Source organism: Arthrobacter sp. NPDC055138 (assembly GCF_053607305.1).
Window position 1 is genome coordinate 1007934 of sequence record NZ_JBSGTH010000001.1, and the last position, 21608, is coordinate 1029541.

Consider the following 21608-nt stretch of genomic DNA (forward strand, 5'->3'; position numbering starts at 1 on the left):
CTCCGTGGTCGACATGTCTACTGGCTCGTTGGTTGTGTAGGCTACCGGCACCGCCGATCAACTCTCGTCCCTTCTTGCCGTGCTGGAGCCATTTTGCCTCCCCCCCCTCCCCCCCCCCACGTCCGAGCTATTGAGTTGAGGTGTAGCTGGTTGAGACGTAGCTATGGGCCTGAGCGAGCCGAGCTGAGCTGAGCCGAGCCGTTGAGCTGAGCCGGCCTAGAGAACCTTCGAGAGGAACGCTCTGGTGCGTTCGTGCTGCGGGTTGCCCAGCACATCCTCAGGCTTGCCCTGCTCCACCACCACGCCGCCGTCCATAAAGACCACGCGGTCGCCGACCTCGCGGGCGAAGCCCATTTCGTGGGTCACCACCATCATGGTCATGCCTTCGTCAGCCAGTTGGCGCATGACGCCCAGGACGTCGCCCACCAGTTCGGGGTCCAGCGCGGACGTGGGCTCGTCGAAGAGCATCATGTCCGGGTTCATGGACAATGCGCGGGCGATGGCGACGCGTTGCTGCTGGCCGCCGGAGAGCTGGGCGGGGTAGGCGTTCTCGCGGTTGGCCAGGCCCACCTTCTCCAGGTTCTTCCGGGCAACGTCCATAGCCTCTGCCTTGCCACGACTCTTCGCTCGGCGCTGGGCCAGCGTGAGATTGCCCAGGACGTTGAGGTGCGGGAACAGGTTGAACTGCTGGAAGACCATGCCGATTCGGGTACGGATCTTGTCCAGGTCCGTCTCCGGGTCGGTGATGTCCACGCCTTCCACCAGGATGGTGCCGCTGGTGGGCTCTTCGAGCCGGTTCACGCAGCGCAGCAGCGTGGACTTGCCCGACCCCGACGGTCCGATCACGCAGACCACTTCGCCTTGGTTCACGTGGAAGTCGATGCCTTTGAGGACCTCATTGCTGCCGAAGTTCTTGCAGAGGTCTTTGACCTCGATGGCGGGTGCATCCGGGCGCAGGGATTGTTCAGTCATGGCGGTTACCGGCTTCTCTTGTTGCGGCGTTCCAGCCAGGCGACCAGCTGGGTGAGCGGCAAGGTAATGATCAGGTACATGAGGGCAGCGGCAACCAGGGGAGTGGCATTGGCGAATTGGGATACGCCGTCGCGCGCGAAGGTGGTGAGCTCGCGTTGGTTCAGGGCCATGCCGGCAATGAAGAGCAGCGATGTGTCCTTGATCAGGATGACCAGCTCGTTCGTCAGTGGCGGTGTAACGATGCGGACCGCCTGCGGCAGCACCACGGAGACCATGGTCCAGCTCGGGTTCATGCCCAGCGAGCGTGCGGCCTCCCGCTGGCCGCTCGGAACAGCCTCGATGCCGGCGCGGATGGTCTCTGCCATGTAGGCAGCCGAGACGATGATCAGCGCGATCAGGCCCGCACCTGCGCTGCCTCCCGGCGGACGCCACTGGAAAGCGATCGGGACCGCGAAGGCGAAGCCGAAAATGACCAGCAGGGCAGGCAGGCCACGGAACAGCTCGATATAAGCCGTGGCCACCCAACGGTAGGGCGCGACCGGCGAGAGCTTCATCAGTGCCAGGGTCAGGCCCAGCAGCAGGCCGCCGATGAAGGCGATGACCGTGTAGACGATCGTGTTCTTGGCCGCGGTGGTAATGATCGCCGGGAATTGCTCGCTGAAGATTTCCGGATTGAGGAAGTTCGTCTGGATAGCCTGCCAATCGGCGACCAGGACAACGGCCGCCACGGCGGCGATGAAGATGGCGTAGAGGACCCCGCGGAAAAGTCGGCGGCGGGTCGAAGGTTTCACTGGTGATGCCTTCCAGCTGTAAGTCGGCGGCCCTCGTCCCCGGCGATCAGGCTCGGGGACGAGGGCCGGAGGGCGTACTACTCGGTGAAGTACTTGTCGTAAATTTCCTGGTACTTGCCGTTGTCGCGCAGCGTCGTGAGGGCATCATTGACCGCCGAGATCAGGGCCTCGGAGCCTTCCTTCTTCGCCGCGAAACCGTAGGTCTCGTCGGTCTTGTACTCCTGCACCAAGGTGAACTTGCCGTCCTTGGTGTGGCCGATGTTCACCGGAAGGTCCTGCAGCAGAGCGTCGACCTGTCCGGCCTGGATGGCCTGGTACATCTCGGCGTCGGACGGGAACGCCACAATCTCGGCGTCGCTGGGCGCGTTCTCCCGGGTGTAGGACTCGCCGGTGGTGCCCTGCTGGACACCTACCTTTTTGCCGGCGAGGTCGTCGATTGACTTGATGTCCGAGCCCTCCGGAACCAGCAGCGACTGCAGCGAGTCATAGTACGGGTCGGAGAAAGCGATGTTCTTCTTGCGGTCCTCGGTGATGGTCATCGCGCTGGCGCCGAGGTCGCACTGGCCGGCGGCCAGGGTGACACCGGACTGCAGGGCATCAAAGCCGACGTCCTGGACGGACACCTCAAGGCCCATTTCGGAAGCGATGTCCGTGATCAGATCGATGTCGAAGCCGGTGTACTTCCCGCCTTCTTCGAACTCGAACGGCGGGTAGGGAATATCTGAGCAGACGGTCAGCGTGCCGGCCTGAACCAGGGGCAGGTCGCTAGCCGCGCCGCTGGCACTGCCGGTGCCGCCGTTGCCGCCGGCGTTGTCAGAACCGCCGCAGGCGGTCAAAGCGAGTGCCGCGACGGCCAGGAGGGAGAGCCCCTGGACCGCCTTGGATGCCTTCTTGCGCATAGTTACTACCTTTGTCTCGTTGGAAATCCGGCTTAAGTGTAGCGGGAACACATCCGTCGCAAGTGATATGCACCACAGGCTACAGGATTTGCCTATAGGGAAACAGCGTAGTCGCCCCAAGGGGCACTTTGAATCGGCTGCGCCGATTGTCTGCGAATAGTTATCAGCGGCGCAGGCCGAGCGCCTCGATCATCGGCCGGAACTTCGCCCAGGTCTCGGCCAATTCGGCCTGCGGATCGGAGCCATCCACGACGCCGCATCCGGCATACAGCCGGACCCGCTGCGGGCTTTCGACGACGGCGCCGCGCAGCGCGATACCCCATTCGCCGTTGCCCGCGCTGTCGGTCCAACCGACCGGACCGGCGTAGGGGCCGCGGTCCATCTGTTCCAGTTCGCGGATCAGGGCTCCGGCAACCTCGGTGGGCGTGCCGCAGACGGCTGCAGTGGGGTGCACCGCTTCGGCCAGTTCCAACGACGACGGCGGCTGCCCGCCGTCGTGTGCCAGTTCAGCTGAGACATCGGAGGCCAAATGCCACACATTGGGCAGTTCCAGCACGAACGGCTCGCTGTGCGAGGTCATCGCGGTGGTGAACGGCTCCAGCTTGCGGGTCAGCGAGTCGATGGCGATCTGGTGCTCGTGCCGCTGCTTCTCCGAACCGGCCAGCACCCGCTGGGCGTAGTCGGTGTCCGACTCACCGGCCTGGTTCTGCGTCCGGGAGCGGTCCAGGGTGCCGGCGAGCACGCGGGCGCGGGCCACGTTGTTCTCCACCTTGATCAGCATCTCCGGGGTGGAACCGATCAGCCCGTCCACCGAATACGTCCAGCAGTCCGTGTACCGTGCGGCCAGTTCGCGCAGCACCTGCGCGGTGGCGATGGGCGTGGACAGGTTGGCCACCACGTCCCGGGCCACCACGAGCTTGCTCAGGTGCCCGGCCTGGATGCGCTCAACGCCCGCCGCCACGGCCTCCATGTAGGCCTGCTCGGACACCTGTCCCGGCACCAAAGAATCGGCCGGGTCCGGGCTGCGTTCGACCGAGATTTCCTCCACCCACGCCGCCAGCGCAGCCTCGGCGGTCGCGGCGCTGAGGTGGGCATCGCCGTCGTACGTGAGATAGGTGAGCCAGGCACGGTCCCCGTCCAGGCCCACCAGCACCTCCGGCACCACCAGGCGGGAGCTGTGGGCCGAGGTGTAGGAGAAGGCGAAGGAGCCGAAGGCAACCGGTCCGGTGCCGGGGCCGCCCACTTGGTTGTCGATGTCCGCACCGGTCTGAAGGCCGCGCCACCATGCGGCCGCCTGCTGGAAACGGTCCGGCCCGCTGGCCGTGAAGCGCGCAACCTCGCCGAAGCCGGCCAGGCCGCCCTCGCGGCGCACCCAGCAGAGCACATCGTCGCGCACCAGATACTCCAGCAGTCCCTGGGTATCCGGGACCGCAGGCCACTCAACCGTAATGCCGCGCAGGATGCCGGAAGGCGATGGCACCGCCGCCTCAGGGGCCGTGCCGACGGCAGCGGCGGCCGGCCGGGTTCCGGGCAGGCCGGACGAGGGGGAGAGCGCGGAGGTCATGGACATTAAGCCTACTCTGCCCCGCCGAGAACCCCGGCCGCGCAGAGAACGCCTGCGGACACCGGGCGCGCCCGCCCGGGTTCGCGGGCGGGTGCCGGTCTTTGAGACAATGAAGCGGTGAATCGTGCATCGCTGGAGAAGCGCCCGGATGAAGTAGCCGCCATGTTTGATGACGTGGCGCCGAAGTACGACCTGGTCAACGATGTGCTGTCGATGGGCCAGACCCGCCGGTGGCGCCGGATCGTGGTGGAGGCGGTGGGCGCCGAGCGCGGCCAGAAGGTCTTGGACCTGGCTGCCGGAACCGGCACGTCCAGCGAGCCATACGCCGACGCCGGCATCCATGTAGTGGCGTGCGATTTCTCACTGGGCATGCTGCGCGTGGGCAAGCGCCGCCGCCCTGACATCGATTTTGTGGCCGGCGACGCCACCGCGCTGCCCTTCGCGGACAACTCCTTCGACGCGGTGACCATTTCCTTCGGCTTGCGCAACGTCAGCGATCCGAAGCTGGCGCTGCGCGAGATGCTGCGCGTCACCAAGCCCGGCGGCCGGATGGTGATCGCCGAGTTCTCGCAGCCGACCTTCGCGCCGTGGCGCACCGTGTACACCGAGTACCTGATGCGGGCGCTGCCGGCGATCGCATCGAAGATCTCGTCCAACCCCGACTCCTATGTCTACCTGGCCGAGTCAATCCGCGCCTGGCCGAACCAGGACCAGCTGGCCGAGTGGATCACCGGCGAAGGCTGGCAGGCGGCGGCCTACCGCAACCTGTCCGGCGGCATCGTGGCCGTCCACCGGGCCACCAAGCCCGGCAGGGACGATGTGGCCAACACCGGTGCGCAGGCTTCGCTGAAGCACCAAAGCAGCCGGCGCACCCTGTAGCCATGTCAGTTCTGATTGTTGGGGCCGGTCCGGCCGGAGCCACCGCGGCGTACTACCTGGCGGCGGCCGGCGTTGAAGTGACCGTGCTGGAAAAGACGGCTTTCCCGCGCGAAAAGGTCTGCGGCGACGGGTTGACGCCGCGCGCGGTGCGCGAGGTGCAATTGCTGGGCCTGCCGCACGAGGAATCGGCCGGCTGGCGCCGGAACCGGGGGCTGCGGCTGATCGCCGGCGGCCGGCAGCTTGAGCTTGCCTGGCCGGAACTGAGCGACTTCCCGGACTACGGGCTGATCCGCACCCGGCTGGGCTTTGACGAGGCACTGGCCCGGCACGCCGAGGCGGCCGGCGCCGTGGTGCTGGAACGCCATTCTGTCTCCACCGCTTTAAGGGACGACGACGGACGGGTCATCGGCGTGCGCGCCAACCTGCTGGACGAACGCGGCCGCAAGACCGGTGAAACCAAGGACTTCTTCGCCGACGTGGTGCTCGCCGCCGACGGCAACTCCACCCGCACCGCGCTGAGCCTGGGCATCGAGAAGCGCGACGACCGGCCGCTGGGTGTGGCAGTGCGCACCTACTTCAACTCGCCCCGGCACGACGACGACTGGATGGAAGGCTGGCTGGAACTGCCCGACGCAGCCGGCAACCCGCTGCCCGGCTACGGCTGGGTTTTCGGCGTGGGGGACGGCACCTCCAATGTGGGCCTGGGCATTCTGAACTCCTCCAAGTCCTTCGGCAAGCTGGACTACAAGCAGGTGCTCCGCGAGTGGACCGCCGGAATGCCCGCGGACTGGGGCTTCACCGAGGAGAACCAGGTCGGCGAGATCCGCGGCGCGGCGCTGCCGATGGGCTTCAACCGCACGCCGCACTACAGCCCCGGACTGCTGCTCCTGGGCGACGCCGGCGGCATGGTCAGCCCGTTCAATGGCGAGGGCATCTCCTACGCGATGGAGTCGGCCCGCTACGCCGCGGAGCTGATTGCCGACGCCCACACCCGACTATCCGGATCCGGCGGCCAGCTGCTTAGCCGGGCCGGATTCGACGCCGCGCTGTCCGCCTACCCTGCGATCATCCGCGGCCACTGGGGCAGCCACTTCACCCTGGGCCGGATTTTCGCCCAGCTGATCGGCAAACCGGCCGTCATGAAGCTGGCGCTGCGAACCGGAATGCCGGTCCCGCCGCTGATGCGCTTTGTGGTGCGGATGCTGGCTAATCTGACAGACTCAGGCGGCAAGGGATTTGAGGATAGAGTTATTCATCTGCTGGAGCAGCTCACGCCGCCGGCATCCAACCAGACTGGCGGCCGCAAGCCGATCAGCCATACCGCCCCGACGATTAGTTAGTGTTGAACCGTGACTGACGCTAAACCGAGTTGGACTCCTGCCGGCCAGAACCCGCCGGAGTCGCCGGAGCTGGATACAGCAACCGCCGCCCTTGCCACCAGCTTGAACCTGCCGGCCGGATTCGACCCGGTGGCCCAAGACGCTGTGCTCGGTCCCGAGGTCTCCACCGCGCTGGCCCGGGTGGAGAAGCAGCTGCGCGCGGCCATTGCGCATTCCGATCCGTTCGCCGATGCCACCAGCAAACACCTGGTGGAAGCCGGCGGAAAGCGGATCCGCCCGCTGCTGACCATCCTCGCCTCGCAGTTGGGCAACGGCTCAGTGCCCGACGTGGTGCAGGCCGCCGTCGTGGTTGAACTGACGCACCTGGCCACGCTCTACCACGACGACGTGATGGACTCGGCCCCGTACCGGCGCGGCGCCCCGACCGCGCACGAGGTGTGGGGCAACCAAGTGGCCATCCTGGCCGGCGACCTGATCTTTGCCCGCGCCTCGCTGCTGGTCTCCCAGCTGGGTCCGGAGGCCGTGGGCATCCAGGCCCGGACCTTCGAACGGCTCTGCCTGGGCCAGCTGCACGAAACCGTCGGCCCGCGCGACGACGAAGACCCGGTGGAGCACTATTTGTCCGTCATCGCGGACAAGACGGCCTCGCTGATTGCCACCTCCGGCCAGCTGGGCGCCATGTTCTCCGGCGCCGGCGAGCAGGCCGTCAACGTGATGCTGGAATACGGCGAGAAGGTGGGCGTTGCCTTCCAGTTGGCCGACGACGTCATCGACGTGACCGGGCTCAAGGTCAAATCGGGCAAGACCCCGGGGACCGACCTGCGCGAGGGCGTGCCCACGCTGCCGGTGCTGCTGCTGCGCCAGGCCGCGGCCGACGGCGATGCTTCCGCCGCCTCGGTGCTGGCACTGGTGGAGGCCGACCTGACCTCCGACGAAGCCCTGGCCGAGGCCGTCACCGCGCTGCGCGCACACCCGGTCACCGCGAAGGCCTGGTCCATCGCCGGCGAATGGGCCGACGCCGCCAAGGCATCGCTGGACCCGCTGCCGGAGAGCACGGTGAAGTTCGCGCTGACGGCCTTCGCCGAAGCCGTCGTGGACCGCGAGGTCTAACAACGGTGCGGCGCGCTTTGACCTGGCGGTGAGCCGATGAGCGTGGAACAGGCACTGCTGTCCTTTGCCTTGGTGGCCGGTCTGCTGACCCTGGTGCCCGGGATGGACACCGCACTGGTGCTCCGATCGGCCGTCAGCCAAGGTCGGGGCAGAGCTTACGCCACCGCGCTGGGCATCAATACCGGGGCCTTGTTCTGGGGCATCGCGGCAGCGGTCGGGACATCCGCCCTGCTGACCGCCTCGGAGACTGCGTTCACTGTGTTGAAGATCGCCGGCGCCATCTACATGGTCTGGCTGGGCGGCCGGATGCTGTGGAAGTCGTTCCGCAAGCGGCCCGCCGACGTGCCCGCCGCGGCAGGGCCGGAGGCTCCTGGTTCATACGCCCAGGCGTGGCTCACCGGCGTGGGCACCAACCTGCTGAACCCCAAGGTCGGCGTGTTCTACATGGCGATGATTCCGCAGTTCATTCCGCCGGATGTCTCGCCGGCGTTGATGGGCACCGCGCTGGCCTTGGTGCACAACCTGGAGGGGCTGGTGTTCTTCTCGGCCATCATCTGGGGCACGCATGTTGCCCGCCAATGGCTCCGCACTCCGGCCGTGGTGCGCGCTATCGACCGGATCGCCGGCACCGTGCTGGTCGGCTTCGGCGTGGCGCTGGCGGCGGAGGCGCGCTAGGCGGAGCTGCTTACTCTTCTTCTTCCTCGTCCCCGAAGACCCACTCGAACATGTCGAAGACGAACTCGCTGAAGGTCGCCTCTTCGCTCTGCCACCGCTGCTTCGGGCCGTTGGTGCGGATCCAGACGATGGGGTCGGGCACATCCAGGTGCTCGGACTTGAAACCCCAGTTCGCTTCTTCGTCCATCTCGTCCAGGAACAGCAGGTAGCCGTCCTCGATCTCGAGCTCGTCCGGGTCGAAGAAGAAATCGTGCGCTTCCATCAGGTCTTCGCAGCCGCCGAGCGCGTGGTAGAACTCCACCAGCGCCTGCGGGACCTGGAACTTGTGCTCGCCCAGCAGCCCCTCGAGTTCGTCGTAGGAGATGCCGTCGTCTTCGGTCCACGTCCGGTCCAGGTACTTGGGCACGAGAGCACGGAACTTGTCCACGAACATTTCGGGCATGGTTTCTCCCTGGAACGGTTGGTAGGCGGGCTTGGCTACCATCCTATGTGGCGGCACCGACTGGCTCGAACCGATGACGACGACGGTGCTTGCCTAGCGTCGTTCAACCCGTCAGTCCAACAGCCCCGTCAGTCCATCAGTCCCGTCAATCCCGGCGGCGGGTGGCCAGGCCCGGGTAGTCGATCACGATGCCGTCGGAGTCCACCTCAAGCTCGGCGCTGAAGTCGCCGGAACTGTAGGTGACAGCGGCAGTGCCGGTGCCGTCGTCGTACGCGCGGGAACCGCTGTAGATCTGCTGCCGGCCGAGCACCCGCAGGCTCGGCATCTCCACCCACGCCACCGTCAGCTCCGCGGCGGCCTCGGCGTCGTGGACCAGTCCCAGGCGCAGGATCGGCATGGTGTTGGTGGCCGGGCACAGGCCCAGGTCGCAGTCCACCGCCCCGGTCAGCGATGCCGGATCGTCGATGCCCGGCTCCGGCAGGTCGGCGTCGCCGGACACCTTCGTGGCCGCGCGCCAGCTGCCGTCGGTGGCGCGGTCCAGCACCAGATACCGGCTCCATCCCTGACCGTGCACGGAGACCGTGAGGTTCTCGGTGAACCAATTGCCAGTGGTGGTCAGGGACCAGCTCGCGGCGTAGTCGGCGGTGCGCGAGGCACCGTGGGCGCTGAGCCGTTCGGGTTCCAGGTTGATGGTGGCCGTGTCGGCGCGCTGCGGATCATCGGTTCCCAGCCAGGTCACCGTGCGGCTCTCGTGCGTCTCATGTCCCATGACCCCCAGCCTTGTGCCTGCGCCCTCTGATGACAAGGGGTGAGGGTGGCCGAAGTAGCTAGCCTTGCGATCCGGAGTCGGAACCCAGCCGGCGCACCGTCAGGGCCAGCCACAGGTGCACCCGGTCCGCGGTGAGCGCGGGGTCGTAACCGGTCAGCTCCACAATCTGGGACAGCCGGTAGCGAACGGAGTTCCGGTGCAGTCCCAGCTCCTCCGCCACGGCGGCTACCGATCCGTTCAGCTCCAGATAGGTCTGCAAGGTGGGCAGCAGGGCGGCATCATGCGCGGCGTCGAAGTCGGCGAGTGGGTCCAGCGCTTCGGCCGCCAGATCGCCCAGCGGAACGTCTTCGGATGCCAGCAGCAGGGAAGTCAGCGAGAGCCGCTGCGGCACATTCAGTCGGCCGCCCCGGCCCACGGCTTCCTTGGCCTCGAAGTAGCTCCAGCGCAGCCCGTTCGCCTGGGCGTAGCTGCCGCCCACACCCACGGTTGCGGTGAGGCCCGCGTCCTGCAGGTAGGTGCTCAGCTCGCGGCCCGGCGATTCACCCGATTCTGCGCCCTGCACCACCAGCACCAGCCGCTCATCCACCAGGCCGGTCACCACGCCGTCGAACGCAGCCGGCAGCGGCAACGTGGGCAGCGCCCGGCGCTGGGCCCCGGCCACCTGCACCATGACCACCAATTGCCGCCGTCCGGCGTCGATCCCCACGTTGCTCAGCCGCAGCGACGCGTCGCCGCCCTGCAGCACGCCTCCCACCACGTCCAGCAGTACCTGTCCCACGGAGCGCCGGTCGGCCGCGCGCCGGTGGGCCTGGTTGCTCAACTCCAGACTGATCAGGCTCTGCGCGTAGTCCACGATGGCGTTGCGCTCGTACGGTTCGGCCAGCGCCAGCGTGCAGCGGTCCTTCAGCCCCGTGGCGATCGGAACCTCATGCCAGCTGGTGCGCTTGCCGCCGGTTCCGTACAGCCGCGTGCCGTACTGCGAAAGCACGACGTCGGTGCCCACCATCGCGGCAAGCTTGCGCAGCAGCGCGGGGAGGCCGCCACCGCCCAGCAACGAGGCAGCCAGCGCCTGGTGGTCCTTGAGCAGGTGCTCCAGCCGGTTGTAGTGGTCGGCGGAAATCGCATCGGCCACCATTTTGCTGATCGCCACGAACGGCGTCTCGTAGGGCACTTCAAAGACCGGCAGCTCAAGCTCATTGGCTGCCGCCAGCACCCCCGGCGGCACCTTGCGGTGCGTGAGCCCCAGCGCGAAGCCCATGCCCACCGCGCCGGCCTGATGGACGCGGGCCACGAACTTGCGCTGCGCGGCCGCGGTCTTCTGCCGCAGGCCGGTGGTCAGCACCACCTCGCCGCCGCTCAGGAACGGCAGCGGGTCCTCCAGCTCCGTGGAAGCCACCCAGGTGATGGGCGCGTTCGGATCGCCCTGCGCGGTGCCCACCAGTTTCAGGTGCAGCGCAGGGGAGGCCAGGAGTTTGGCGAGAGTGACAGCCATGTTCCCACTATACGGCTGATCGTTGTGCAGGTGCACTATGCAGGCGGTGGCACCCCTCGGCCGTGGCGCAGGGCAGTAGCTGCTTGCTGAAAGGATTGGTCGCTCGACGGCGACCGCGCGGGCCTTGGCGGTTTCCGGCGCCGGGGCAGCGCCGCTAGGATGGTCCGCGGCGTAACAGCCGTCACAGCACCGAAATCCCTATCCTTTGAGGTCCATTCATGAGTACCCCTACACCGCAGGCCGTGCCGGGCGCCAAGCCCAAGCGCGAGATGTGGTCCACCCGCAAGGTGTTCATCCTTGCGGCGATCGGCTCCGCCGTCGGCCTGGGCAACATCTGGCGCTTCCCGTATGTCGCCTACGAAAACGGCGGCGGCGCCTTCATCATTCCGTATCTGGTGGCCCTGCTGACGGCCGGCATCCCGCTGCTGTTCCTGGACTACGCCGTGGGGCACCGCCACCGTGGGTCCGCCCCGTTGGCCTACCGCCGGCTGGCCCGTGGCGCCGAAGGGCTGGGCTGGTGGCAGGTGGCCATCTGCTTCATCATCTGCGTCTACTATGCGGTGATTATCGCGTGGGCCGCCATGTACATGATCTTCTCGGTCACGGAGGCGTGGGGCGACGATCCGGCCGGTTTCTTCATGGGCTCCTTCCTCCAGGTGAGCGAGGACGTGAACATCGGCTTCGATTTTGTGCCCATGGTCCTGATCCCGCTGATCATCGTCTGGGTAGTGACCTTGCTGGTGCTGGCCGCCGGCGTACAGAAGGGCATCGGCCGGGCGAACATCATTTTCCTGCCGCTGCTGCTTGTCATGTTCCTGATCTTGGTGGTGCAGTCGCTGTTCCTGCCGGGTGCCGCAGATGGGCTGAATGCCCTGTTCACTCCGGACTGGGGCGCGCTCACGAACACCACGGTCTGGGCCGCGGCCTACGGCCAGATCTTCTTCTCGTTGTCCGTGGCCTTCGGCATCATGGTCACCTACGCGTCCTACCTCAAGCACAAGACGGACCTGACCGGTTCCGGCTTCGTGGTGGGCTTCGCGAACTCCGGCTTCGAGATCCTGGCCGGCATCGGTGTTTTCGCCGCGGTGGGCTTCATGGCCTTCAGCTCCGGTGCCGAGGTCGGCGATGTTGCCGCCGGCGGGATCGGCCTGGCCTTCATCGCGTTCCCCACCATCATTTCCGAGGCGCCGCTGGGCGGACTGCTGGGAGTGCTGTTCTTCGGCTCGCTGGTGTTCGCCGGATTCACCTCGCTGATCAGCATCATTGAGGTCATCATCGCGGCGGTGCAGGACAAGCTGGGCATGAGTCGGATCAAGACCACCTGGTGCGTGGGCATCCCGTTGGCATTGATTTCCATCCTGCTGTTCCCGACCACCACCGGTCTGAACCTGCTGGACGTCACCGACGCGTTCGTCAACAACTTCGGCATCATGGCGTGTGCCCTGGTGACGGTCCTGCTGGTGACCTATGGTTTCCGCAAGTTGCCGCTGCTGGGCGGACACGTCAGCGAGGTATCGTCCATCAAGCTGGGGCTGTGGTGGCGGATCATGGTCGGCATCGTCTCGCCGATTGTGCTGGGCTACATCCTGATCAGCGAAGTGATCAAGAGGATCCAGGAAGGCTACGGCGATCCGGCCATGCCCGACTGGTTTGTTGGTGTCTTCGGCTGGGGAATGGCCGGCGGCCTGATCGTTGTGGCGTTCCTGCTCTCGCTGATTCCGTGGGGCAGGAACTCGGCCGCCAACGATCCGGAACTGGATTCCCCCACCTTGCAGGAGGCACAACGATGAGCACCGCAGCGATCGTGATGTTGATTATCGCCATCCTCACCGTGTGGGGAGGGTTGGCGCTGGCACTGGTCAACCTCAACCGCCACCCCGAGGACGATGGAGCAATGCCGGCGGAGCACGCGCCGGAACTCTGACCCGGCTGCCGTTTACCCCGGTGGCGTCCTCCGGCCGATGTGCCGGAGGGCGCCACCGTCTGCATGTCTGGCCAATTGCACGGCGGGATGGCACATTGGCTGTGCGGGGCGCCATAGGCAGCACTCGCGCGGAAACCGTACTCTCGCTGTAGAGCACGGCTTCCCTTGGCACGCGCTGTTCAACGGCTGGACGGCCTTTACCTTGGTCTGCGGCGGTGACATGCGTGCGCCGGGCATCCAGATGGCCTACGGCATCCCCACCCCAACCTGAAAGGCACACCATGACCACTCAGACGACCCAGTTCCGGCTTGCACAGAAGCGTGATGTGTCCGCGGGCTTCCCCGGCCCCAAATCTGCAGAACTGTCTGCCCGCCGCAGCGCGGTGGTGGCTGGTGGCGTCGCCTCCAGCGTCCCGGTCTACGTGGCCGACGCCGACGGCGGCATCATCACCGATGTGGACGGCAACTCGTTCATTGACCTGGGCTCCGGCATTGCCGTCACCAGCGTCGGTGCCTCGGACCCCGCCGTCGTCGCCGCGGTGCAGGATCAGGTTGCCAAGTTCACCCACACCTGCTTCATGGTCAGCCCCTACGAGGGCTACATTGCGGTGGCCGAGAAGCTGGCCGAGCTGACCCCGGGCGACCACGAGAAGCGCTCGGTGCTGTTCAACTCCGGCGCCGAAGCAGTGGAGAACGCAGTGAAGGTGGCGCGCATCGCCACCGGACGCACCGCCGTCGTCGCTTTTGACCACGCCTACCACGGCCGCACCAACCTGACCATGGGGCTGACAGCCAAGGCCAACCCGTACAAGTCCAGCCCGGCCGGCAGCTTCGGCCCGTTCGCGCCGGAGATCTACCGCGTGCCGATGAGCTACCCGTACCGCGAGGAAGCTGAGATCAAGGGAGAGGACGCAGCCCGCCGCGCGATCACCATGATCGAGAAGCAGGTTGGCGCCGAGAACGTGGCAGCCATCCTGATCGAGCCGATCCAGGGCGAGGGCGGCTTCATTGTCCCGGCCGAGGGCTTCTTGCCGGCGCTGGCGGAGTGGGCCAAGGAGAAGGGCGTGGTCTTCATTGCGGACGAGGTCCAGTCCGGATTCTGCCGCACCGGTTCCTGGTTCGCTTCCGAGCACGACGGCGTGGTGCCCGACATCATCACGATGGCCAAGGGCATTGCCGGCGGCATGCCGCTGTCCGCCATCACCGGCCGCGCCGAACTGATGGACGCCGTGCACCCGGGCGGACTGGGCGGCACCTACGGCGGCAACCCGGTTGCCTGCGCGGCAGCACTGGCTGCCATCGAGACCATGGAAGCCCAGGACCTGAGCGCCCGGGCCCGCCACATCGAGGAGCAGGTCATGGGCCGGCTGCGGAAACTGGCCGAAGAAGTGGACATCATCGGCGACTTGCGCGGCCGCGGCGCCATGCTGGCGATGGAGTTCGTCAAGCCGGGCACCGGCGCCACCACTAAGGAGCCGAACGCCGAGGCCACCAAGGAGATCGCTGCGGCCTGCCTGCAGGAAGGCGTCATCATCCTCACCTGCGGCACCTACGGCAACGTGGTGCGCCTGCTGCCGCCGCTGGTCATCGGCGACGAACTGCTGGCCGACGCACTCGACGTGCTGGAAGCAGCCATCCGCAAGGTAGCTGCGGCCTAGCCTTCGCCTGTCCCGCCGGGGCGGCTGCCGGATCCCTTCGTCCTGCCGGACGGGTATTCGGTGGCCGCCCCGTGGTCGTTCAGGGGAGTTTTGGGCGGTTTCGGGCGTCCGGAAGGGGAGTATCGGCTCCCGCGCGGTGCCGCCCTGTTGCCGTGGGCGCTCGCAGACTAAAGTCGGAACCACAGTCGCCTCAGCGAATGCGGATGTGCCGGAACCGTCGCATCCGCTGGTCTATGGACAGGGACAGGGGTTGTCGCATGCGCTATGTGGTGGGTTACCAGCCGGACGATCGGGGGGCCGATGCCGTGGCGCTGGCCGTGGCCATCGCCCGGACCCAGGGCACCGGGCTGGATATTGTCTACGTGGTGGCCGACAGTGCTCCCTATGCCGCGCTGACCCCCGAAGGCAAGCGCGCCAGCGCCAGCGAGCAGGAAGTCGTCAGGGCACGGCGCGAGGCCCTGAAATTGATTCCGTCCGACGTGCATGCCGAATTCAAGGTGCGGTCAGCCGACTCCTTCGCCGAGGGCCTGATCGCAGCCGGTGAGGAAACTGGTGCCCGGCTGATCGTCATCGGGGCCAGCAGCAGCAGTCTGTTCAAGCGCTTCACGGTGGGCAGCGTGGCAAATGCGCTGTTGCATGCCTCGCCCATTCCGGTGGCGCTGGCCCCGCGCGGCTATCAGCGGACGGAGCCCTTGACTCGGTTGACCGCATTCATCGGCGAGCGGCAGGGCGCCCAGGCAGCCCGCGACGTGGCCCTGAACGCGGCTTCCCGCCGCGGCCTGCAGTTGCGGCTGGTCTCTTTGGTATCACTGGATACGCGGGAGGATTCCGACAGCGGCGAGGCCATTCACAGCGCCCACCTGCATGCCAACTCGGTGCTCGCCTCGGCTGCCACGGAACTGCCCCCGGGCAAGGCCACGGTGACCGTGGCGCACGGGCGGAACATCGAGGAGGCCATCGACTCGCTGGACTGGGAGGATGGCGAGCTGGTGGTGGTCGGCTCCAGCCGGCTGGCCCAGCACAATCGGCTGTTCCTCGGCGCCACCGCGCACAAGGTCCTCCGCTCACTGCCGGTGCCGATGGTGGTGGTGCCGCGGGAAGTCGACGGGCTGCGGGACTAGCGTTCGGTCGGTCGGCCCGACTCGAGGATCGATTTGATCCGCGCCAGGTCCTTGCGGTTGGCCCGCTTCATCATGAAGCCGACGAACGGCGCAAGGAATCGTGAGAAACCTGCCGGCTCTCCGGTGTTCCTCAGGGTCATGAGCGTACGGTGGCTGCCCGCCTCGGTCCACTCGTAGGTGGTCTGCATGGGAAACGGACCCTGGGCGGTACGCATGACCAGTTTTTCGGCCGGGCGGAACTCGACGATTTGGTACGTGTAGGAGAGACGCCGGCCGAGGAAGGCGGCCTCAAAGGCCACGCTGGATCCTACCGACAGCGGCCCGGAAGTCTCCCAGCGGACCGAATCGATGTTCTGGTACCAGGCGGGGGCGTTGTCCGGGTCGGCGGCATACTCGGCAACACGTTCCCGAGGCACGCCGATTATTATTTCGGTAGTGACGTCAACCATGCTTCATGGTCCCAAACCGGCAGCGGACAGGCCAACCGCAGCGCTCAGCTCAGAGTCTGCCGTCGTGGGTGCGCCCCGGCGCGGATCGAGGGTCTGCGTCATCGAGAGCCTTTAAGAACTGCTGGCGTTCAGCGTCGTCAATGACCAGCTCAACGTGCTTTGCTTGCGGCGGCGCGACAATCCGCGGCCCGCGGTAGACGGTACCTAGGTAGAGATTGTTGATCTCGCTTCCCGGATCCGCGACCGGACGGGCGGTCTTATGCTTGCGGCCCCGGACCGCGCGGACCACGGTCGTCGCCACGGCAAGGATCATCAGGCCTTGGATGCCGAACCCGGCCCAGTCCCCGTGGCCGGACACCTGCAGTCCGATGATGGCCAGGATGATTCCGAAGATCAAAGTAGTGATGCCGCCGGTCCCGCGCATTGCCCCTCCTGATGGCAGGGCGGCCATCAGCGGCGCGCCTGTGTGAACAGGCTACCGTCAGCGTGGCGGTTCAACGGAGGGCACCGCGCCGGCCCCGCCGTAGAAGCGGCCCTCCTGCGATTTCACGGCCGCGACCAGGACGAAGCTGAGGCTGACCAGCAGAGCCCAGGAACCCCACTTGCCCACGTGCACCATCTGCCAGATCTGGGACTGGTCCGGATACTGCCAGGCGCCCAGCAGGGTGGCGGCGTTCTCGGCGACCCACAGGAAAAAGCCGATCAGGACAAAGGACAGGCTCAGCGGCATGGCATACCGGCGCGTCCCCACGGTGAACAGCACCCGGCTGCGCCAGAGCACCACGACGAAGCCGGCGGCAATCAGCCAGCGCACGTCCGGCAGGTAATGGTGGGTGTAAAAGTTGGCGTAGGCGGCCACGGCCAGTGCCGCGGCCGGAACCCACGGGAAGCTGTTGATCCGCAGGTCGAACCGGCGGAACGCCTGGCAGATGTAGGAGCCCACGGCCGCATACATGAAACCGGAGTAGAGCGGCACTCCCGCGACCTTGGTCCAAGCCTCCTCCGGATAGGACCACGAGCCCATCTGGACCTTGAACAATTCCAGTGCCAACCCGACCAGGTGGAAGCCGAAGATCACCGCCACCTCGCGGCCCGTTTCCAGCCGCAGCAGGTAGAAGACGGCGGTGAGGGCCAAGCCGAAAACCAGCAGGGCATCGTAGCGGGGGAGCGGCAGGGGCACCGCCGTACTCGCCGCGAGGCCGACAAAAATCGCGGCGGCGAACAGGCAGCACTGCACCTGAAGCCAGGCGAACCGGAGCAGTTGGACCGCTGCGGATGCGGCACGCCGGAGCGCCGGAAGCGGCGGAGCGGCGGCCGCGGCGCCGACGCCGCTCACTCCTCAACCCACTCAAGCAAGTCCCCGGGCTGGCACTCCAGCACCCGGCACATCGCATCCAAGGTGCTGAATCGCACTGCTTTGGCCCGTCCGTTTTTCAGCACTGCCACGTTGGCGGGAGTGAGCCCTACCCGCTCGGCGAACTCCCCGACGCTCATCTTTCGTTTCGCCAGCTCGACGTCGATGCGCACCACGATCGGCATCAGATCACCGCGTCCATGTCGGTCCGCAGGGTGATGGCCTGCCGCAGCACGGCCCGCAAGACCACCAACAGCAGCCCGAGCACCGCGCCGGCAACCACAAACAGGAACAGCAGCAGCGGCATGCCGGGGTCGTCGGCATTGAACCCGACGAACAGGAAGACCCCAAGCAGGAGGATCCAGGCGGCGACCACGGCCCACACGATGACGTCCACCCAAGCCAGGGATGCCTTGCTGAAAATCCGGTCGTGCTTGACCAAGGTGAGCAGTTTCCAGGTGCTGACGATCACCGCCTGGACACACAGCAGCTCCACGATCGAGAACACCGTCAACGGCCACTGCAGGTAGGCCAGCTGCGGAGACTCCGCCGCCATGTGGGCGAATTGGCCCGGCAGCGACATCACCTGGAAGAGAAGGAGCAGGGCAAACGCCACCACCAGCAGGATCCTGAGGGCGGTGACCGCCAGATATGTCTTTCGCATCCATCGAGTATCGCTTCTTTCCTATCGAATATCAATCGATACCGAAGTGCGGGCTGGTGGATGGCCGTTTCCCGCCGTAACGATTGCGGCGGGTGCCGTGTCCTTGTCCCGGCGGCGCTGTCGGTGAATGGTAGCCTCCGTCACAGGCGGAGTTTGTCGCAGGCATTGTCCTGAATGACCCGCAGTCTCGTGCGCCGTGGCGTGCATCGTATAGAGGGGATCCCGCATGCGCGCTCTGCGTCGCTACGTCTTTCCGGTGGCTTGGCTGGCGATTTTCGCCGTCATCGCCGTCGCACTCTTCAAGCTCGCCTTCGTGGACGGCATGCGCGCCGAGGCGGTCACTGAGCAGCCCACGGCCCAGTTGGTCACGCCCAGCGTCCCGGCAACAGTGGGCACGGTGACCAATGTGGTGCAGCTCGAGGGGTCGGTGGCAAGCGACCCGGCCGTGCCCGTGCGCAGCACCGCCGAGGGAACAGTCAACTTCCTGTTTGTCGACGCCGGCGCGAACGTGTCCAAGGGCGACCCGCTGTTCCAAGTGCAGAAACTGGTGGAACCCGACCCCACCCTGGTGGCGGTCGAGCCGGATCCGGATGAGGAACCGGCCCCGCCGCCCGCCCCCGTGTACACGTACGTGAACGTGGTTTCCCCTGCGGCTGGCAAGCTCACCGAGTTGTCCGTGCTGGTGGACCAGCAGGTCTCGGTCGGTGCCGACGCCGCAACGATTTCGCCCGGCACGTTCTCGGTCACCGGGACGTTGACCGCCGACCAGCAGTTCCGGCTGCTGGACCGCCCCAGCTCGGCCACGGTGACGGTCAACGGCGGCCCGGCGCCGTTTGACTGCAAGGCGGTGACGGTTGGGGAAGCTCCGGACGGTGGCTCGGAGCCGGTGCAGGTGGGGCCTGCGGCTGTCGGTCCGTTCGGGCCGGAAGCCCCGGCGGCCGCGGCAACCGGCACGGTCAATTGCGCCGTACCCGCGGACGTCAAGGTTTTCGCCGGCTTGGGCGCCACCATCGACATCACCGCCGGAACCGCGAAGAGCGTGGTGGTTGTTCCCACCACCGCCGTCCAAGGATCTGTGGACACCGGGCTGGTCTGGGTGGTGGAGAACGACGGCGGAGAACCGGTCGAGCGCTCAGTCGCCCTGGGCCTGAACGACGGCATGCAGGTGGAGATCGTCGACGGGCTCGCCGAGGGCGACATGGTTCTGCAGTTCATCCCGGGGGCTCCCGGGGAGCAAATGATGCCCGGTATGGAGGGCGGCTTCGGGATGATCGGCGGATGAGTGCTGCGGCCACGGGCGCACCGCTGCTGGAACTTCACGGTGTGACCCGGAGCGTGCACATCCCGGACCGCGACCCGCTGCACATCCTGCAGGGCATCGACCTGAGCATCAGTATCGGGGACCATGTCTCGATCCAGGGCCGTTCCGGATCCGGCAAATCGACGCTGCTGAACATCCTCGGGCTGCTGGATGTGCCCACCACCGGCGAGCTGTACTTCGACGGCCGGCCGGTCTCCTCGATGGGGGAGAAGCAGCGTGCCGTCGCCCGCGGCGCCCAGGTGGGATTCATCTTCCAGCAGTTCAACCTGTTGCCCGGCCGCACCGCCTTGGAGAACGTTATGACGCCCCTGCTGTATGCACGCGGCACACAGTTCTGGCAGCGCGAGCGGTTGGCCGCGAGGATGCTGGAGCGGGTTGGCTTGGGCGACCGGCTGCGCGAGAAGCCGCACAAGCTCTCCGGCGGCGAGCAGCAGCGGATCGCGATTGCACGGGCGTTGGTGCGTTCCCCCAAGCTGATCCTGGCGGACGAGCCCACCGGCGCCTTGGACATCGAGACAGGACAGCGCGTGATGGCGCTGTTGGACGAAGTAGCTCTGGAATCGGGCGCGGCGCTGGTGACCATCACCCACGACGCGAATGTTGCCGCGCTGGCCCAGCGGCACTACCGGCTGGGTGATGGCATCCTCAACGCCCCGGAGCTGGCGGCATGACCGGCGTCGTTGCCCTGCTGGTCGAGGCGTGGGCCGAGCTGCGCATCCACAAAACCAGGATCCTTCTGGCACTGATCGGGGTGGCGCTGTCGGTCGCGGCGCTGACCACCGTCGTCGGCCTCGGCAACATGGCCCGGGAGGGCATGGTGCAGGCGCAGGAGCAATCCGGCGGCCGTGCGGCCACTGTGTCGGTTGAAGTTTTCACGGAGACAGGTAATGATGACCCGGCCGTTCTCAAGGCTGCCTTCGACTCTTTGCTGGAACGCTACGCCGTGGAGTACGCGAGCCGGCGCGCGTTCGGCCAGGTCTCCTTCCAATTTCCGCATGGCGTGATAGCGACCGAAACCACGGTGGTGGACAGAAGCTACGGCGAGATGCGGCGGGTAAATTTGGCTACTGGCCGCTGGTTCACCGAGGCCGACGCCGCGGCGCTGGCGCCTGCGGTGATCATCAACGAAGCGTTCCACCGCCAGTTGGGCGAACCCGATCTGGCCGTGAACCCGGTGGTGCAGATTTTCCAGCAGCGGCCGGTCGCAGCCACGGTCGTCGGTGTCACGCCGGATGGCCACGAGAACGCCATGCCGGCAGCCATGATGCTCACCGCCCAGTACGAACGCTGGGGCCTGGGCGGGGCAGGAGAGCCTCCTCCCGCGTTGGAGATGTGGCTCCCGGTCGACGCCGAACCGGGCCTGACGGCCGCGATCACCGGCGATCTGCAGGCTCAATTCCCCGCCGCGCACGTGCAGGTCTACCGCAGCGACTATGCCGCCTGGGGTGACCCGTTCGAGGGTATTCAGTGGGCGGTGGGCGGCATCGCCGGCTTGGTGCTGCTGCTGGGGGCGGTGGGGCTGCTCAACATCTCCATGGTCACGGTCAAGTACCGGGTGCGGGAGATCGGCATCAGGCGCAGCTTCGGTGCGACGTCGGGGCGCATCTTCTTCGGCGTCATGCTCGAATCGGTGGTGGCGACCTTCGTGGCCGGTGTGGTCGGGGTGATGCTCGCCGTCGCGGTGGTGAAGAGCCCGTGGATCCAGGATCTGATTGCCCAGGGCATCAGCGAACTGCCGCCGTTCCCGGTGGAAGCGGCGTTGATCGGCATCGGAGCCGCCACCGCCGTCGGCGCGCTGGCTGGCCTGATCCCCGCGCTGGTGGCCGTCCGGGTGAAGGTCATCGACGCGATCCGCTATTAGCCGCAGGGACGCCTGCGGGCCAGTGAAACGTGAGGGAAGAGGACGCCTCGGTTGGACGCCTAGGCCCAGATGTACTCCTCGGCGATCGCTCCGTCCTTCCACCGGGCCACGGTCACCATGCGGCCGCCGCCCTCGCACTCGCCGACAACGCAGTTCCACTCGCCGGACCCGAAGCCAATCGGGTGGGACGTGATCTGCGGTGGCGTGCCGCCGGCAGACTCTACGTAGGCCTTCATGGCGGCAATGTGCTCCTGGACGCCATGCGTGGGTGCCTGGCCCTTCCGAACGCCCAGAAACTATCGGTTGGACGCGGAGACCAGAAG

Annotated in this window: 24 protein-coding genes; 11 read left to right on the plus strand and 13 right to left on the minus strand. The window is 66.7% G+C overall.

Features of this window, described 5'->3' with window-relative positions; translation table 11 throughout:
* Positions 1–216: 216 nt before the first annotated feature.
* From ACWF5H_RS04845 to ACWF5H_RS04860, 4 genes are all read right to left on the minus strand, one after another.
* A complete protein-coding gene (locus ACWF5H_RS04845) occupies positions 217–972 on the minus strand; it encodes an amino acid ABC transporter ATP-binding protein (protein WP_364643923.1) in 756 nt (251 codons plus the stop codon).
* A gap of 5 nt (positions 973–977) precedes the next feature.
* On the minus strand, positions 978–1763 hold the full coding sequence (locus ACWF5H_RS04850; protein WP_364643926.1) for an amino acid ABC transporter permease: 786 nt from the start codon (positions 1761–1763) through the stop codon (positions 978–980).
* Positions 1764–1840: 77 nt separating this feature from the next.
* Positions 1841–2662: a basic amino acid ABC transporter substrate-binding protein gene (locus ACWF5H_RS04855; protein ID WP_364643929.1), complete on the minus strand. Its 822-nt coding sequence runs from the start codon at positions 2660–2662 to the stop codon at positions 1841–1843.
* 163 nt (positions 2663–2825) lie between these two features.
* Positions 2826–4232, minus strand: a complete 1407-nt coding sequence (locus ACWF5H_RS04860) for an isochorismate synthase (protein WP_452035184.1) — start codon at positions 4230–4232, stop codon at positions 2826–2828.
* A gap of 111 nt (positions 4233–4343) precedes the next feature.
* On the opposite strand from ACWF5H_RS04860, the gene ACWF5H_RS04865 reads away from it, so the two are divergent.
* The 4 genes from ACWF5H_RS04865 to ACWF5H_RS04880 are packed head-to-tail and all read left to right on the plus strand — an operon-like array spanning position 4344 to position 8230.
* The gene (locus tag ACWF5H_RS04865) at positions 4344–5105 is read left to right on the plus strand and encodes a demethylmenaquinone methyltransferase (protein WP_364643931.1); all 762 of its coding nucleotides are present in this window, start codon (positions 4344–4346) and stop codon (positions 5103–5105) included.
* Between the two features lie 2 nt (positions 5106–5107).
* A complete protein-coding gene (locus tag ACWF5H_RS04870) occupies positions 5108–6445 on the plus strand; it encodes a geranylgeranyl reductase family protein (protein ID WP_452035186.1) in 1338 nt (445 codons plus the stop codon).
* 9 nt (positions 6446–6454) lie between these two features.
* Positions 6455–7555: a polyprenyl synthetase family protein gene (locus ACWF5H_RS04875; RefSeq protein WP_452035188.1), complete on the plus strand. Its 1101-nt coding sequence runs from the start codon at positions 6455–6457 to the stop codon at positions 7553–7555.
* 36 nt (positions 7556–7591) lie between these two features.
* A complete protein-coding gene (locus ACWF5H_RS04880) occupies positions 7592–8230 on the plus strand; it encodes a LysE family translocator (RefSeq protein ID WP_452035190.1) in 639 nt (212 codons plus the stop codon).
* Positions 8231–8240: 10 nt separating this feature from the next.
* Here ACWF5H_RS04880 and ACWF5H_RS04885 read toward each other — a convergent pair whose 3' ends face one another.
* From ACWF5H_RS04885 to ACWF5H_RS04895, 3 genes are all read right to left on the minus strand, one after another.
* On the minus strand, positions 8241–8672 hold the full coding sequence (locus ACWF5H_RS04885) for a hypothetical protein (protein ID WP_452035191.1): 432 nt from the start codon (positions 8670–8672) through the stop codon (positions 8241–8243).
* Between the two features lie 145 nt (positions 8673–8817).
* Positions 8818–9441 carry a putative glycolipid-binding domain-containing protein gene (locus tag ACWF5H_RS04890; protein WP_452035193.1) on the minus strand — a complete coding sequence of 208 codons (624 nt, stop codon included), beginning with the start codon at positions 9439–9441 and terminating at the stop codon, positions 8818–8820.
* Positions 9442–9499: 58 nt separating this feature from the next.
* The gene (locus ACWF5H_RS04895) at positions 9500–10933 is read right to left on the minus strand and encodes a PucR family transcriptional regulator (protein ID WP_452035194.1); all 1434 of its coding nucleotides are present in this window, start codon (positions 10931–10933) and stop codon (positions 9500–9502) included.
* A 218-nt stretch (positions 10934–11151) separates the two neighbouring features.
* Here ACWF5H_RS04895 and ACWF5H_RS04900 point away from each other — a divergent pair, with 218 nt between their 5' ends.
* The 4 genes from ACWF5H_RS04900 to ACWF5H_RS04915 all read left to right on the plus strand — a co-directional run bounded on the left by ACWF5H_RS04900 (position 11152) and on the right by ACWF5H_RS04915 (position 15636).
* Entirely contained in the window at positions 11152–12723 is a 1572-nt protein-coding gene (locus ACWF5H_RS04900; protein ID WP_452035195.1) for a sodium-dependent transporter, read from the plus strand.
* Positions 12720–12857, plus strand: a complete 138-nt coding sequence (locus ACWF5H_RS04905; protein ID WP_127512836.1) for a methionine/alanine import family NSS transporter small subunit — start codon at positions 12720–12722, stop codon at positions 12855–12857. Before ACWF5H_RS04900 ends, ACWF5H_RS04905 begins: the two co-directional genes overlap by 4 nt.
* Positions 12858–13138: 281 nt before the next feature.
* Positions 13139–14515 (plus strand): 4-aminobutyrate--2-oxoglutarate transaminase, encoded by a 1377-nt coding sequence (gene gabT / locus ACWF5H_RS04910; RefSeq protein ID WP_452035196.1) that lies wholly within the window; start codon positions 13139–13141, stop codon positions 14513–14515.
* A gap of 257 nt (positions 14516–14772) precedes the next feature.
* Positions 14773–15636 (plus strand): universal stress protein, encoded by an 864-nt coding sequence (locus ACWF5H_RS04915; protein WP_452035198.1) that lies wholly within the window; start codon positions 14773–14775, stop codon positions 15634–15636.
* Here the strand turns inward: ACWF5H_RS04915 and ACWF5H_RS04920 are convergent.
* The 5 genes from ACWF5H_RS04920 to ACWF5H_RS04940 are packed head-to-tail and all read right to left on the minus strand — an operon-like array spanning position 15633 to position 18103.
* Positions 15633–16085, minus strand: coding sequence for an SRPBCC family protein (locus ACWF5H_RS04920; protein ID WP_452035200.1), 453 nt, complete (start codon positions 16083–16085; stop codon positions 15633–15635). The two genes, ACWF5H_RS04915 and ACWF5H_RS04920, sit on opposite strands and share 4 nt — an antisense overlap.
* A gap of 49 nt (positions 16086–16134) precedes the next feature.
* Positions 16135–16509, minus strand: coding sequence for a hypothetical protein (locus ACWF5H_RS04925; RefSeq protein WP_452035202.1), 375 nt, complete (start codon positions 16507–16509; stop codon positions 16135–16137).
* Between the two features lie 57 nt (positions 16510–16566).
* Positions 16567–17421: a DUF817 domain-containing protein gene (locus tag ACWF5H_RS04930; protein ID WP_452035204.1), complete on the minus strand. Its 855-nt coding sequence runs from the start codon at positions 17419–17421 to the stop codon at positions 16567–16569.
* Entirely contained in the window at positions 17418–17624 is a 207-nt protein-coding gene (locus ACWF5H_RS04935) for a helix-turn-helix domain-containing protein (protein ID WP_127512832.1), read from the minus strand. The genes ACWF5H_RS04930 and ACWF5H_RS04935 overlap by 4 nt, the downstream gene beginning before the upstream one ends.
* A complete protein-coding gene (locus ACWF5H_RS04940) occupies positions 17624–18103 on the minus strand; it encodes a DUF2975 domain-containing protein (RefSeq protein ID WP_452035206.1) in 480 nt (159 codons plus the stop codon). Before ACWF5H_RS04940 ends, ACWF5H_RS04935 begins: the two co-directional genes overlap by 1 nt.
* 226 nt (positions 18104–18329) lie before the next feature.
* On the opposite strand from ACWF5H_RS04940, the gene ACWF5H_RS04945 reads away from it, so the two are divergent.
* The 3 genes from ACWF5H_RS04945 to ACWF5H_RS04955 are packed head-to-tail and all read left to right on the plus strand — an operon-like array spanning position 18330 to position 21285.
* On the plus strand, positions 18330–19385 hold the full coding sequence (locus ACWF5H_RS04945) for a hypothetical protein (RefSeq protein ID WP_452035207.1): 1056 nt from the start codon (positions 18330–18332) through the stop codon (positions 19383–19385).
* Positions 19382–20095: an ABC transporter ATP-binding protein gene (locus ACWF5H_RS04950; RefSeq protein WP_452035208.1), complete on the plus strand. Its 714-nt coding sequence runs from the start codon at positions 19382–19384 to the stop codon at positions 20093–20095. Before ACWF5H_RS04945 ends, ACWF5H_RS04950 begins: the two co-directional genes overlap by 4 nt.
* Positions 20092–21285, plus strand: coding sequence for an ABC transporter permease (locus ACWF5H_RS04955; protein WP_452035209.1), 1194 nt, complete (start codon positions 20092–20094; stop codon positions 21283–21285). Before ACWF5H_RS04950 ends, ACWF5H_RS04955 begins: the two co-directional genes overlap by 4 nt.
* Before the next feature lie 59 nt (positions 21286–21344).
* On the opposite strand, the gene ACWF5H_RS04960 is transcribed toward ACWF5H_RS04955, so the two are convergent.
* Entirely contained in the window at positions 21345–21521 is a 177-nt protein-coding gene (locus tag ACWF5H_RS04960) for a hypothetical protein (RefSeq protein WP_452035210.1), read from the minus strand.
* Positions 21522–21608 lie beyond the last annotated feature (87 nt).